Raw genomic sequence first — 13,351 nt, forward strand, 5'->3', positions numbered from 1 at the left:
GTCACATGCCGAGATAGGCCTTGCGCACGCGATCGTCGGCGCGCAGGGTTTCGTTGTTGCCTTCGAGCACGACGCGTCCGGCCTCGAGGACATAGCCGTGATCCGCGGACTCGAGCGCCTCCGCCACGCGCTGCTCGACCAGCAACATGGTCAGGCCGGACTGGCGGCGGATCTCGATCAGCCGCTCGAAGATGAAATCGGCGGTCGATGGTGCAAGCCCCATCGAGGGCTCATCCAGCATCAGCAGTTTTGGCGAGGAAGCGAGCCCGCGCCCGATCGCGAGCATCTGCTGCTGGCCGCCGGACAGGGTGCCCGCGAATTGGCCGCGGCGTTCCGCGAGCACCGGCAGCCACGCGAAGATGCGCTCGATATTCACCGCCCAGTCGCGCCGGCCGCTCTCGGTCATCGCGCCCATTTCCAGGTTCTCCATCACGGTCAGCGAAGGGAAAACCTGCCGGCCCTCGGGGACGTGAGCGATACCAAGGTGAGCCCGCTGCGCAGGCGGTACTGCGAGGAGATCAACGCCGTTAAAGGAGATCCCGCCGCCGCTCGGCTTCAGGATGCCAGAAATGGTCTTGAACAGGGTCGTCTTACCGGCGCCGTTCGGTCCGACGATGGCGACGAACTGACCTGCATCGATATTGATGGATACGCCGTTCAGGACGGGCTTTGCCGAATAGCCCGCGCTCAATCCCTCAATGCGGAGCATGGGCCATCCATTTCTTGCCGAGATAGGCCTCGATCACGCGGCCGTCGCGTGTGACCACCTCCGGCTCGCCCTCGGTGATGACGGCGCCATGGTCGAGCACGAGGAAGCTGTCGACCAGGCGAACCATCGCCTGCATCGTGTGCTCGATGATGGCGATCGTCATGCCGTCGCGCGCAAGCTGCTGGATCACGGCGACGACTTCGTCCGCTTCGCCATGGCCGAGGCCGGCGAGCGTCTCGTCGAGCAACAGGATGCGCGGCTGGCCCGCGAGCGCGCGTGCGAGCTCCATCAGCCGCAGTTCCTTGGTCGAGAGTTCGCCGGCGACGCGGTCTGCCACCGCGGAGAGGCCGACGCGCGCGATCGCGTCAGCGGCAAGCTTTCGCGCCTCTTCGTCCGTTCGTGCGCGCACATAGGCGCCGACCACGACATTGTCGAGGATCGACATGCGCAGGAATGGACGCATGACCTGGAAGGTGCGGCCGACGCCGGCCTCGCAGATGGTATGCGGCCGCTCACCGGACATGTTGCGGCCGTCGATCAGCACTTCGCCTTGGTTCGGTCGCAGGAAGCCGTTCAGGAGATTGAAAAGCGTCGTCTTGCCGGCGCCGTTCGGGCCGATGATGCCGAGGATTTCGTTCTTGTGCAGTTTGAAGCTGACGTCCTGGACGGCTTTCAAGCCGCCGAAAGAGCGCGAGAGGTTCCGGACCTCGAGCACAACTTCGCCGTTTGCGGCGCGCTGTCGAGCCGGCCGCGACGCCGTCACGGTTGTTGCCGGGGCCTGCGAATCATCCAGCGTCGCGGCTGCCTTTGGTGCAAGCCGCTTGCGCAGGAGATCTCGCAACTTCCAGAATAATCCTTCCGGAGCGACCAGGATGACGCAGACGATGGCAAATCCGAAGATCACGCCCTGAATGCCAGGGAAGCGTGCGCCAGCCTCGGCATGCAGGATCTCGGCAAGCGGGATGAGGATCACGGATCCGATGACTGGCCCCCAGACCGTGCCGACGCCGCCGAACATGGCGACCGTCAGCGCCTGCGCCGACACCAGCATGCCGAACACCGATTGCGGGGTGACCACCAGCAGCACCTGCGCATAGAATGCGCCGATGGCGGCGGCTATCGCGCCGCTGAGCGTGATCGCGCGCAGCTTCCAGGCCAGCGTATCGATGCCGGCGGCTTCGGCTGCGGCCTCGTTCTGCTTGATTGCCAGCAGCGCCATGCCAAAGCGGGAACGTTCGATGAGGCGCGTCAGCAGGATCGTGGCAAGCATGATCGCCAGCGCCAGTAAGGTGTAGAGCCGGGGATCGGCAAACTGCATATAGGCGATCGGGGCGTCGCGCTTGATCGGGAGCGTGACTTCCTGGAAGCCGAGCCACTCGAACACGTAGAGAATGGCGAGCGGATAGGCCAACATCGCCAACGCGAAATAGTGGCCCTGCAGGCGAAAAGTCGGAAATCCGATCAGCAGCCCGGCAATGCCGCCAAGCATTGCGGCGACCGGAATCAGGAGCCAAGGCGACAGGTCGAAGTAGATTTGTCCGAGCGCTGTCGTATAGGCGCCGATCCCGAAAAAGGCTGCGTGCCCGAACGAGATCAGTCCGGTGTATCCGCTCAGCAGATTCCAGGACAGCCCGAAGACCGCCCACACCGGAACCAGCGTCAGAACCAGTTGATAGTACGAGTTGGTGACGCCGAGCGAGATCGCCGCATAAGCGATCGTGAAGACGAGGGCAGGGACCAGCGAGCGCAATTGGGGCACGGTCATGTCCTCTCGACCATGCGCCCGAAGAAGCCTTGCGGACGGAAGAAAATGATGAGGAGGAACACGACAAAAATCGCTGCGTTCTGCAACTGCGTCGGCAAGATCAGTGTCGACATCTGCTGGACCAGCCCGATCGTCATGCCGCCCCAGAAGGCGCCGATGATGCTGCCCATGCCACCGAGAACGACGCCGGCATACATGACGATGACGTAGTCGAGCCCGACAAAGGGATGGAACGGATAGTTGGTGGCGAGCAGGCCGCCGGCAATGGCCGTGATGCCGGAGCCGAGCGCGAAGGCGGTGCGGTGGGCACGGTCGACATCAATGCCCATATAGGTCGCGGCGGTTGGATTGTCGGCGGCGGCACGAAGCGATTTGCCGATCCGAGACCGCGTGATCAACAGCGACAGCAGCGTCATGATCAACAGCGAGACGACGGCGTCGATGCCGCGCGCCTTGTTGATGAAGATGCTCATGTCGAAGAATGGGCCGAGTTCCCAGGCCGAACTCGACAGTGGCGTGCGGATTGAAGCCAGCACCGATCCGAAGATGATGAGGCCGCCATTCTGGAGAATCAGCGCAATGCCGAGCGTCAGGATGAGTTGGGCGTAGTGACCTTCACCCTCGAGCGAAGCGGTGCGCGTGCCCGACACATGCGAAATCAGCGTAAGGTGAACGAAATAGCCGAACAGCGCGAGCACCGGACCAGCCAGCAGGATCGCGATGAACGGCCCGACAGCATTGCCGAAGACGGCCTGGACGCCAGCGGCGGTGAACAGGTAGAAGGCGACATACATGCCGAGCATCATGAAATCGCCATGGGCGAAGTTGATGACCCGCATGACGCCGAAGATCAGGCCAAGTCCGACGCACATCAGGCCGTAGACCGCACCGATCAGCAGGCCTGCGGCGAGGGCTTGCAGAAATCCTTCCATCAGCGAGGTCTCCGCGGTGCAGGGACAAGGCCGATTTGCAGGCGATCCTTCGCGGTCGTCGCTGCAACGCTGGTCTCCCGGTCCGCCATTTCACCTCCGCAATGTCTGGCGTTTTCTATGATGCCGATCGCAAAATCCGCTCCGGCGATTCCAGCCGGCATTGCGCCGCGATCACACTGGCATCGCCAAGCTGCTCGCAGCCATCGATGAGTTGTTCGAGGCGTTGCGCGCGGTCCTCGCCGATGACGCACGTTGCCGCGGTCCGATAGCGTGCGCGAATGTCTGCAGGCGTTGCCGGAACGACATCGGCCAGGGCGTGTCTGATCGTCCTTCCGTCACGCAGTAACACAGTCACTTCCGCGCTTTGCTTGCCGGGGAAGGAAGCGGTGAAGCCGGGATCACTCTGCAGGCTGGATGCCGCAATGAGGCGGAGGATTTCGGGATCGTCCAGCTCCGCGTAGTTCTCTTCCTCGATCTCGCCTCGCGCGAGCACTGCTGCGACGGTGAACGGAATGCTCATCTTCGCCTGGAGCGTGTTCCGGTAGGGCCCCTTCGAGTCGCATCCTGGATAGCGAACGGCGGCATCGGGAGCGCGAATGACGATACGATCAACGTCATCCATGCTGGCGAGCTCGTGCGAGGCTCGGAGCGCTGCCTGTGCTGCGGTTTGGGCGAAGTTGCAGGCGGGCGCCGGCTTGTTGTAGACGGCCATGATCTCGCACTCGCCGCCTGCGAAGAGTTCAATGCTGACGGGCGCTGTCTCGCGCCGATAGGCCGCGAACAGGCCGGCTTCGCCTTCGAGGATCGTCTCCGACCCGAATGCGCCGGCTGCGGCGAGGCCTATTGCCTTGATCGCATTGCTCGCCGCGAAGCCGGGATGAAAATACATGTCCGAGGCGCCCGTGTGCGGCCACTGGTTCAGGCCGCTTGAGGTGTTGGCGGCGATCGCCATGGCGCTGGTCGCGGCGTCCTCGGATAGTCCGAGTGCAAAGCTTCCGGCCAGCGCCGCACCAAGCGGCGCAACCAGCCCTGTCGGGCGGTACAGGCGTGCGAGGTCGGACGTAAGGAGCGCGCGACCGATCCGCGCGCCGGTCTCGTAACCGATGATGGCGGCGGTGAGCAGGGTGGCGCCACGCAACGGGGCCTGCTCCGATAGCGCGAGCAGGGTTGGCCAGATCACGACGCCATGATGCGATATGCTGGCGGCATGCATGTCTTCGCGCACCAGACCGTGCCCCATCACAGCGTTGGCGAATGCGGCCTCAGTCGGCGAGGCAAGCCGCGAGGTACCGATGATGGTTGCGCCGTCGCCCGTGGCGTGCGCGATCGCAACAGCCTGGTGGCTCCAGGGATGAGTGCCTGCTTCGAAGGCGCAGGACAGGAAATCGAGCAGGCAGAGCTTTGCCTTCGCGATCACCTCAGGGCCGAAATCCCCGAGATCGACGGCAAGCGCGGATTGCGCCATCTGCCGCGCGAGCGATGCCTTGCCGGATCCGGTCGGGCCGATCGTCATCGCAATCGCTGCTCCCCTGAAGCGTTGTGATCAGCCGCGCATCTGCACTCCGGCCCATTCCTCGACTACCTTGGCGATCGAGGTGAAATCGGATGCGGCGCCATATTTGGCGTTGGTAATCGCCAGCATTTGCCGCACCACAGCGCCGCACACCATGGGCACACCCATGGCTTCGGCCTCATCGACGCACAGCCGGACGTCCTTGTAGGAGAGGCCGGTGGTGAAGCCGAAATCGAAGGTGCCGGGCAGCACTGAACGCGGGAACTTGTCTTCGGACGCGCTGTTGCGACCGCTGCTGGCGTTGATGATATCAATCAGGACCTTGGCATTGACGCCACCCTTCACGCCCATTGCCACCGCTTCGGATGTGATCACCAGAGCCGCCGCTGCCATCAGATTGTTGGCGAGCTTGGCTGTCTGCGCCACGCCGGGCTTGTCGCCGGTGTAGAACAGCTTGCCGAAATTCTTCAGGGTCGGCTGGACAGTCTCATAGGTCGTCTGCGGGCACGACACCATCACCGCCAGCGTGCCGTTGACGGCACCCTTGATGCCGCCACTCACGGGCGCGTCGACCAGTGTCATGCCTTTTGCTTTCAGACCCTCTGCCACGAGCTTGGCTACGCCCGGGCCGGTGGTCGACAGATCGATCACGATTCGCGCGCGGCTCCCGCTGCTGATCCCATCCGGACCGAGCGCGACCGCCTTCACAATGTCGGGAGTGGGTAGGCTGGCCAGCACGATGTCCGCGCGAGAGGCGACATCGGCCGGCGATTTCGCCAGGTGGGCACCGCGCTTGACCAGCGGTTCGGTCGCCTCGCGCTGTGTGTCATAGACGACCAGCGAATAACCGGCGTCCATCAATCGTCCTGCCATCGGGCCGCCCATGCGGCCCGTACCAATGACGCCGAGCGTCTCTCCGGCCATCGTTCACTCCCGTGTCGCGCGTTTCCAGGATGAACGCGCTCTTGTTGTTATCGCCGCTTGTCGTCGTCGAGGCAGCGGTTTCTGCACCCGCGGTCCTAACTGTTCGGATTGTCAGTCAATCTGTCAAGCAGAACATTTTGTGGTCGACAGTTGGCCGCGGGTCGGCTTAAGGTTTCGGAAAGACGAGGAATGCGCTCAGGTGCCACAAGAGAAGGTTTCAAGCGTCAGCCGGACGCTCGCCGAATTTGTCGCCGCCACATCGTGGGCGGATGTCGCGGAGCAAGGTCATGATGCGAAGCGGGCAATTCTCAATTTCTTCGCGACCGCACTGGGTTCGGCCCACGATCCGGCGGTGACGATCGCGTTGCGCACATTGTCGCCGCTCAGCGGTCCTCAGACCTCGATGATCATCGGCCGTTCCGAGTGGCTCGATGCCCTGTGTGCGTCATTCATCAACGCCATCTCCGCCAACCTGCTCGACTTCGACGACACCCATCCCGAAACGATCATTCATCCGGCTGCGCCAGTCGCGGCTCCGGTGCTGGCACTTGGACAAGCGCGCCGGTTGCCGGGACGCGATGTGTTGACGGCATTCATCCTCGGTGTCGAGGTCGAGTGCCGCATTGGCAATGCGGTCTCGCCGCGCCACTATGCGCGTGGTTGGCATATCACCTCGACCTGCGGGATATTCGGCGCGGCGACCGCTTGCGCAAAGCTGCTGGGACTACCAGCAGAGGGTATTGCAAACGCGATCGGGATTGCCGCGAGCCAATCGGCGGGCAATGTCGAGAACCTGCCGACCGCCGCCAAGAATGTGAGCGTCGGCAATGCCGCGCGGAACGGGCTTTTTGCCGCACTGTTTGCGGAGCAGGGGTATGCGGCGGCGCCCCGTGCCATCGAAGGGCCGCTCGGATGGGCGCGCACCATGGGCGACGAAGCCGATCTCGACCGTCTGCTCGGCGGCCTCGGCAACACCTGGGAGATCGCAAGAAATACCTACAAGCCCTATCCAGCCGGCATCGTGTTCCATGCCGTTATCGACGCTTGCTTCCGTCTTCGCGATCGGATCGGCAAGCGAACCGATCAAATCGACTCTGTGACGGTGCAGGGCTCCGCATTGTTGCTGGCGCGCGGCGATCGGCCAGTGCATAACGAGCGCGATGCGCGCGTGAGTATCCATCATTGCGCGGCATGCGGCTTACTGATCGGCGCGGCCGGCATTGGCGAATTTGGGCACAAGACAGTGTTCCAACCTGACGTCGTGCAGTTGCGGCAGAAGGTGAGGGCTGATCTTGACGACACGATGCCCGATGGCGCGGCCCGGGTGAGTGTGCGCCTCGTGACCGGCGAAGTCTTCACTGAGACCGTCACGTCGCCACGGGGCAGTCTGGCCGATCCGCTCACCGATCGCGACATCGAAGCCAAATTGCGCGCGTGCGTGCGGACCGGCGGGAGCGATTGGGACGCGGACGGCGTTATCGAGGCCGTCTGGCAAATCGATGAGCTCGATGACATCTCCGAATTGATGCAGCGCTCTCCAAACCTGAAAGGACGATTATGAGCAAAAGCGAGTTGTTCGAAAAGGGCCTCAAAGTTCGCAAGGAAGTACTCGGCGAGGACTACGTCAACAAATCGATCGCGGGCGCCGACGAATTCACCCGGACGATGGCGGAATGGTCGACCGAGTTCTGCTGGGGCGCGCTGTGGACACGGCCCGGACTCGATCGGCGTACCCGCTCGATCGTCAACCTGGCCATGCTCGGCGCGCTCAATCGGCCGCATGAACTGAAGCTTCACGTCAAGGGCGCCCTGAAGAATGGACTTACCAAGGACGAGATCAAGGAAATATTGCTACAGGTCGCCGTCTATTGCGGCGTGCCCGCCGGCATAGACGCATTCCGCAATGCACGCGACGCTTTCAATGAGATTGAGACGAAGTGATCTGCAGGAGGCTCGTCGGTCCGCCTCTCGGCGATGGCCGACGAGCGATCCTGGGGGCAATGCCTTCGAGTTGTTCACCTTCGGCTTGATCGTGGCACAGCCGTTAGCCCTTTGGGCTTTTGATCAGTTCTCTCGCGACCTCGATAAACCGCGCGGTTAGCGGGGAGAGGCTGTCCTCTCGCCAGGCCAGCGCGATATCCAGGGTTGCTTTTGCATCTTTGATTTCGAGTGGCTTGATTCCCGGCGGCAGCGTCGGAACGAAAGACGCATCGAGAATCGTGCAGCCGAAGCCCGATCGCACGAGCTGAAGCAGCACAGGCAAGTCGTCGGCCTCCTCGACAACGTTCAATGTCACTCCCTTCGCTGCAGTCATATCGTCGACAAGCATCCTGAAGCCACGCCATCGACTTGCGGTGCCGATCACGATCGGTGCCGTCGCGATGCGTCGCAGTGTTATCGATCGTTGCTTGGCCCAAGCGTGACTGGCGGGCACAATCGCGATGAGCCGTTCGCGCGAGATGGGGATGCTCTTCTGTGGACCCGACGACACATTGGACATCATGAAGCCGAGGTCGATAGTGCCTTCATTCAGCGCTTCGGATTGCTCCGATGACGCAAGCAATCGTAGCCCGACTTGAGCTTCCGGATACTTCTTGCGGAACTCGATGATGACATCTGACATTGGACCGGTTGCGGCGAACGTAGAGTAGCCGACCATCACCGTGCCGCTGAGACCCTGCGCCACAGCGCTGGCGCGCGCAAAAGCACGTGTTAATCGGCGCATCGCTTCGGCGGCTTCGCGATAGAGGGTTTCGCCGGCAGGGGTCAGCGCCACATGACGTGTCGAGCGCTCAAACAGGGGAAAGCCGAACTGCCTCTCGAGGTGTCGGATGCTGCGGCTGAGAGCCGGCTGAGCGATTCCCAACATCTGAGCCGCTTTTCGGAAGCTCAGCGTTTCCGCAACGGCAAGGAAGTGCTGCGTCTTGGCGTGAAGCGAGGGATGGATCATCTGGGGAACTGATATCACATGGTTATCAATCAGTGCTCATTTAGTATTGGACAGGCATGAATACTATTTGCCAAATCCGTAGGCAATGATGCGAATGCTGGACGCGGCCTGTAGTTCCCTGCTGCCGCCGAACCAGCGAGGCGAAACGGAGGAAGCATGCCCCAAGCGAAGGCGATGATCGTCGCGGCACAAGCCGAAGCGGCGGAGGCAGGGGCGATGATGCTGCATGCCGGCGGCAACGCTATCGATGCAGCGATCGCCTGCGCGCTTGTGCAGGGCGTGGTGGACCCGCTGATGACCGGTATCGCCGGGTTCGGAAGTGCCGGCATCTACTTCCCGGCGCAGAACTTTCACAAATATCTCGACTTTCATGCCCCGTCGCCCGCCGCTGCACGACCCGACATGTGGGCGCACCTGATCGAAGGCGAGGCCCGGGACGGCTATGGCTTCATTCTCAAGGGCAAGGTCAATGACGTCGGTTATCAATCGACCTGTGTTCCGGCGTCGCTGAAAGCATATTTCGAGGCACACGCCAGATTCGGCGTGCTGCCGTGGCGCGACGTTGTGGTTCCAGCCATCGAGTGGGCTGAGCGCGGCTGGATGGTGCGCCCGCATGTCGAGTTTTTCTGGTCCGATCCCGGCACGATGGGGCGTGCGTCCGGCGCGGAGCGGTTGGCGTTTTCGCCATCTGGGCGAAGCCTCTATTGTCGCGACGATGGCACGCCCAAGCGCGTGGGTGATCTCGTGCGCAATCCGGACTATGCCAAAACGCTCCACCTGATTGCCGAGGGGGGCTCTGACGTTTTCTATAGGGGTGAACTAGCGCAGCGCATCGCACGCGATATGCGGGAACACGGCGGCCTGATCACCGCCGAGGATCTTGCATCGTATCAGCCCAAATGGCTCGATCCGCTGCGAAGTACATATCGCGGCTACGAAGTCACCACCAACAATCCGCCCGGCGGCGGCCTCATGCTCATCGAGATGCTCAATATGCTCGAGCGGTTCGACCTGGCGGATATAGGACATAACAGCGCCGAGTATCTTCGTGTCGTATGCGAAGCCATGAAGCGCGCGACCATCGACAAAGATAACTTCATGGGCGATCCTGGCTTCGTCGACGTTCCCATCTCACGCCTGGCGTCGAAGGACTACGCTGCGGCCATGGCGAAGGACATCGCGGCCAGGATCAAAGCAGATGTGCCGCGCCTCAATTCCGGATTTCCGTCGAAGGATACAACCCAGGTATCGGTTATCGACCGCGACGGCAATTGCGTAACCATGACTCATTCGCTGGGAATGCCTTCCGGCGTGATCAGCGACGGCCTTGGCTTCTTTTATAACGGATGCATGGCCGTGTTCGACCCGCGGCCGGGCCGGGCGGGTAGCATTGCGCCCGGCAAGGCGCGCTTCACTTCAGTGTGCCCTTCGATCATTCTTCGTGATGGCAGGCCTTACCTGGTGATTGGCGCTCCGGGCGCCACCCAGATTGCGATGGGCGTGCTGCAAGCGATCCTCAACGTCCTCGATTTCGGCATGACGATGACCGAAGCGGTGAGCGCGCCGCGGTTCTCGGCAACCAGCGACGCGATCGATGTCTCAAATCGGATCATCCATCGTACTACCAGACAGCTCGAGGCTGAGGGATACGAGGTGATCCGCAGTCCGTACACGTTCGGATTCGCGGCCGTCCACGGCATCCGCATCGATGGCGACAAGCTCGACGGCGGAGCCGATCCCGGGCACGACGGGATCGCACTGGCCGTCTGAGCTGTAGACAACAACGAAAATTCCAGAGGGGAGAACGATTGTGAAGACATCAAGCTTGGGATTGGCCGTGGCTGCTGTGCTGGCGTCGTGCGCCGCCGCGCACGCGCAAGTTTCCGACGACGTCGTCAAAATTGGGGTGTTGACGGACCATTCGGGCGGATTCGCGTATCTCGTTGGCAAGCATTCGGTCGAGGCCACACAGATGGCCGTTGATGACTTCGGAGGGAAGGTTCTGGGGAAGCCGATTGTCGTCGTTACCGCGGATCATCAGAACAAGGCCGACATCGCCTCTACTTTAAGTCGCAAGTGGTTTGACACTGAAGGCGTCGATGCGATCACGGACGTCGCCGGCTCGGCGGTCGCGCTGGCGACGCAAGAGATTGCGCGTCCGCGCAACAAGATCCTGTTGATCTCGGGCGCAGCGACCACAGAGCTCACGGGAAAGGCCTGTTCGGCGACCACGACGCAGTGGAGCTATGACACATACTCGTTCGCCAAGGGCACGGCCAGCCAAGTGACTAAGCAGGGTGGCACTTCCTGGTTCTTCCTGACCAGCGACTATGCCTTCGGTCATTCTCTTCAGAATGATGCGAGCCGCTTCGTCGAGGCGAATGGCGGCACGGTAGTCGGCAGCGTACGTTTTCCCTTTGGCTCACCGGACTTCTCCTCGTTCCTCTTGCAGGCGCAGGCGTCGAAAGCCAAGGAAATCGGGCTGGCGATGTCGGGCGCCGATCTGCTGACCGCCATCAAACAGGCTCGCGAATTCGGTATCGTCCAATCCGGGCAAAACCTGGCGAGTCTGGTAATCTATATCAACGACATCGAGGGGCTTGGACTCGACGTCGCTCAAGGTCTGACGTTGACCACCTCATTCTATTGGGATGCTAACGACGAGACCCGGGCCTGGGCCAAGCGCTTCATGGAACGCTCGGGTGGCTTTATCCCAAATCTGATCAGCGCCGGCACTTATGCCTCGGTGATGCACTATTTGAAGGCTGTGCAGGCGGCCGACACCGATGACGGCAGAGCGGTCGCCGCGAAGATGCGGGAAATGCCAGTGAACGATTTCTATAACAAGAACGTTGAAGTCCGGGTCGATGGCCGTGTGATGCACAAGACTTACCTTATGAAGGTGAAGTCTCCCGCCGAATCCAAATATCGCGGCGATTTCTATCAGGTGTTGGCTGAGATGTCCGGCGAGGAATCGTTCCGTCCGCTCTCCGAAAGCCAATGTCCGCTGGTGGAGAAATAGCTCTGCGTCAGTCCTTAGGGGAACGCCGCAACCAGCCTGTTCAAGTTCAAGGAGACGGTCTGGTGAAGACGTAGACCAGACCCGTAAGCATGAGCACTCCGACGCTTGCCATCAGGATCGGGCCAGGCGCGGTTCCGATCCAGAACAGCAGGAATCCGAGGCTCATGCCGGCAAGCGCCAGCAGCTTCGCTCGCGAGGGGATCGCGCCATGCTCATGCCACGCACGCAGTGCCGGCCCGAAGCGAGGATGGGAGAGGAGCCAGTTTTCAAGCCGCGGCGAGGATCGCGCGAAGCAGGTCGTGGCAAGAATGAGGAATGGCGTTGTCGGGAGCACTGGCAAGAATGCACCGACAAAACCGGTGGCGACGAAGATGAAACCGAGAACAAGATAAACGCGACGCATCGGCCGCAACCACCATGCAAGAGGAGGGCTTGTGACGGATGCCGAGCTTATCGTAGTTCCAGGTCGGCGGCGCCGATCGTAGTTCCAGGTCGGCGGCGCCGGCTGGGCGAAAGGGCTGGATCATCATCTGGTCGTTATGCGACCAGATCAGAGGCACGCCCGCGCGCATCGATGAGGTGTACCCGTTCGATCCGCGCGGGCATAAGCAGTGACTGGATGCGCGGCTCCGCCATGAGGCTGAAGGCGGTGGACATTGCATCGGCGGCGGTCGCATCGGCGGAGACCGTGGTCACGCTGCGGTAGCGTCCGGCGCACCCGCCGCTCGACGGGTCGAACAGGTGGTTGAAGCGACCATCGGCATCGAAACAGAAGCCGTAGCCGCCCGATGTCGATACCGCCCGGTCGATGATCGGAATGACCGTCGCGGTGACGCCTACCGAATCTGGGTCGGCAATCCCGATTTCCCAAGGCTGTCCATCCGGACGCGGTCCGATGGCGCGGCTCTCGCCCATGTCGACGAGACTGCGCGCGATACCTTGCGCGCGCAGGAGGTCGACGATCCTGTCCGTGACATGGCCTTGCGCGATGCCGTTCAGGGTGATCGCAGCACCGCGCGGCATCGAAATGCGGTCGCGGCTGACGTGAAGCCGGTGGTAGCCCACATTTGCGAGGGCCGCCTGCACGTCGGCCAGGGCCGGGCCGTTGGGATCGGCGTGGGCGCGCGAGAAATGATCGGCATAGAGACGCCATAGCGGCTGCACAGTTGGATCGAACGCCCCGTTCGTCAGCTTGGCATAACGCAAGGAGATTTCCAGGAGCTCGACGAGTTCTGCAGCAGGGTCGACCAGCACGCCCGTCCGGTTCAGCTCGACCAGGGCGGAGTCTTCTCGATAAAGGCTGAACAGCCGCTCGAGCCGTCGCGCTTCCGAGCAGGCTGCCGCGATCAGGCGTTCCGCTTCATGCGGGTGCTCGTGATGGATCTTCATGGTGGCGACGGCTCCGAGCATCGTGCCGCGCCAGGTGAGCAGGTTGGCGTCCGCCCTTGCCCCGCGTCCGAAAGGAACGAGGGAAAGGCCTGCCGCCGCGGCGGTGATGCAGATAAAGCGGCGGCGCGATAGCATCGCGGCCATGAA

Annotated in this window: 12 protein-coding genes; 4 read left to right on the plus strand and 8 right to left on the minus strand. The window is 62.2% G+C overall.

The features are described from left to right. Position 1: 1 nt before the first annotated feature. From OZ411_RS10480 to OZ411_RS10500, 5 genes are all read right to left on the minus strand, one after another. Positions 2-709 carry an ABC transporter ATP-binding protein gene (locus tag OZ411_RS10480; protein ID WP_282527865.1) on the minus strand — a complete coding sequence of 236 codons (708 nt, stop codon included), beginning with the start codon at positions 707-709 and terminating at the stop codon, positions 2-4. Further along, positions 696-2,474, minus strand: a complete 1,779-nt coding sequence (locus OZ411_RS10485; RefSeq protein WP_282527866.1) for a branched-chain amino acid ABC transporter ATP-binding protein/permease — start codon at positions 2,472-2,474, stop codon at positions 696-698. Before OZ411_RS10485 ends, OZ411_RS10480 begins: the two co-directional genes overlap by 14 nt. Next, positions 2,471-3,406 (minus strand): branched-chain amino acid ABC transporter permease, encoded by a 936-nt coding sequence (locus OZ411_RS10490; protein WP_130576554.1) that lies wholly within the window; start codon positions 3,404-3,406, stop codon positions 2,471-2,473. The genes OZ411_RS10485 and OZ411_RS10490 overlap by 4 nt, the downstream gene beginning before the upstream one ends. A 115-nt stretch (positions 3,407-3,521) precedes the next feature. Beyond that, complete coding sequence (locus OZ411_RS10495; RefSeq protein WP_282527867.1) at positions 3,522-4,919, minus strand: MmgE/PrpD family protein; 1,398 nt, start codon at positions 4,917-4,919, stop codon at positions 3,522-3,524. A gap of 30 nt (positions 4,920-4,949) precedes the next feature. Beyond that, positions 4,950-5,843, minus strand: a complete 894-nt coding sequence (locus tag OZ411_RS10500) for an NAD(P)-dependent oxidoreductase (RefSeq protein WP_282527868.1) — start codon at positions 5,841-5,843, stop codon at positions 4,950-4,952. Here OZ411_RS10500 and OZ411_RS10505 point away from each other — a divergent pair. Both OZ411_RS10505 and OZ411_RS10510 read left to right on the plus strand, forming a co-directional pair. Further along, a complete protein-coding gene (locus tag OZ411_RS10505) occupies positions 5,818-7,404 on the plus strand; it encodes an MmgE/PrpD family protein (protein ID WP_282527869.1) in 1,587 nt (528 codons plus the stop codon). The genes OZ411_RS10500 and OZ411_RS10505 overlap by 26 nt on opposite strands. Beyond that, positions 7,401-7,784: a carboxymuconolactone decarboxylase family protein gene (locus OZ411_RS10510; RefSeq protein WP_282527870.1), complete on the plus strand. Its 384-nt coding sequence runs from the start codon at positions 7,401-7,403 to the stop codon at positions 7,782-7,784. The genes OZ411_RS10505 and OZ411_RS10510 overlap by 4 nt, the downstream gene beginning before the upstream one ends. A gap of 103 nt (positions 7,785-7,887) precedes the next feature. On the opposite strand, the gene OZ411_RS10515 is transcribed toward OZ411_RS10510, so the two are convergent. Next, positions 7,888-8,793 (minus strand): LysR family transcriptional regulator, encoded by a 906-nt coding sequence (locus OZ411_RS10515; RefSeq protein ID WP_282527871.1) that lies wholly within the window; start codon positions 8,791-8,793, stop codon positions 7,888-7,890. A 156-nt stretch (positions 8,794-8,949) separates the two neighbouring features. Between OZ411_RS10515 and ggt the strand changes: the two genes are divergently transcribed. Further along, positions 8,950-10,563 (plus strand): gamma-glutamyltransferase, encoded by a 1,614-nt coding sequence (gene ggt / locus OZ411_RS10520; protein WP_282527872.1) that lies wholly within the window; start codon positions 8,950-8,952, stop codon positions 10,561-10,563. A 40-nt stretch (positions 10,564-10,603) separates the two neighbouring features. Then, positions 10,604-11,815, plus strand: a complete 1,212-nt coding sequence (locus tag OZ411_RS10525) for an ABC transporter substrate-binding protein (protein WP_282527873.1) — start codon at positions 10,604-10,606, stop codon at positions 11,813-11,815. A 46-nt stretch (positions 11,816-11,861) separates the two neighbouring features. Here OZ411_RS10525 and OZ411_RS10530 read toward each other — a convergent pair whose 3' ends face one another. Continuing rightward, a complete protein-coding gene (locus OZ411_RS10530) occupies positions 11,862-12,218 on the minus strand; it encodes a YbaN family protein (protein WP_282527874.1) in 357 nt (118 codons plus the stop codon). A 134-nt stretch (positions 12,219-12,352) separates the two neighbouring features. Then, on the minus strand, positions 12,353-13,348 hold the full coding sequence (locus OZ411_RS10535) for an FAD:protein FMN transferase (protein ID WP_282527875.1): 996 nt from the start codon (positions 13,346-13,348) through the stop codon (positions 12,353-12,355). Positions 13,349-13,351: the final 3 nt, after the last annotated feature.

Origin of the sequence: Bradyrhizobium sp. Arg237L (genome assembly GCF_029990105.1) — a bacterium.
Classification (GTDB): domain Bacteria; phylum Pseudomonadota; class Alphaproteobacteria; order Rhizobiales; family Xanthobacteraceae; genus Bradyrhizobium.

Excerpts from the sequence above, each read along its gene's own strand:
- ggt (WP_282527872.1), top strand. The coding sequence starts at position 8,950 with ATGCCCCAAGCGAAGGCGATGATCGTCGCGGCACAAGCCGAAGCGGCG.
- OZ411_RS10535 (WP_282527875.1), bottom strand. The coding sequence starts at position 13,348 with ATGGCCGCGATGCTATCGCGCCGCCGCTTTATCTGCATCACCGCCGCG.
- OZ411_RS10490 (WP_130576554.1), bottom strand. The coding sequence starts at position 3,406 with ATGGAAGGATTTCTGCAAGCCCTCGCCGCAGGCCTGCTGATCGGTGCG.
- OZ411_RS10505 (WP_282527869.1), top strand. The coding sequence starts at position 5,818 with ATGACGCCGAGCGTCTCTCCGGCCATCGTTCACTCCCGTGTCGCGCGT.
- OZ411_RS10515 (WP_282527871.1), bottom strand. The coding sequence starts at position 8,793 with ATGATCCATCCCTCGCTTCACGCCAAGACGCAGCACTTCCTTGCCGTT.
- OZ411_RS10495 (WP_282527867.1), bottom strand. The coding sequence starts at position 4,919 with ATGACGATCGGCCCGACCGGATCCGGCAAGGCATCGCTCGCGCGGCAG.
- OZ411_RS10485 (WP_282527866.1), bottom strand. The coding sequence starts at position 2,474 with ATGACCGTGCCCCAATTGCGCTCGCTGGTCCCTGCCCTCGTCTTCACG.
- OZ411_RS10500 (WP_282527868.1), bottom strand. The coding sequence starts at position 5,843 with ATGGCCGGAGAGACGCTCGGCGTCATTGGTACGGGCCGCATGGGCGGC.
- OZ411_RS10510 (WP_282527870.1), top strand. The coding sequence starts at position 7,401 with ATGAGCAAAAGCGAGTTGTTCGAAAAGGGCCTCAAAGTTCGCAAGGAA.
- OZ411_RS10480 (WP_282527865.1), bottom strand. The coding sequence starts at position 709 with ATGCTCCGCATTGAGGGATTGAGCGCGGGCTATTCGGCAAAGCCCGTC.
- OZ411_RS10530 (WP_282527874.1), bottom strand. The coding sequence starts at position 12,218 with ATGCGTCGCGTTTATCTTGTTCTCGGTTTCATCTTCGTCGCCACCGGT.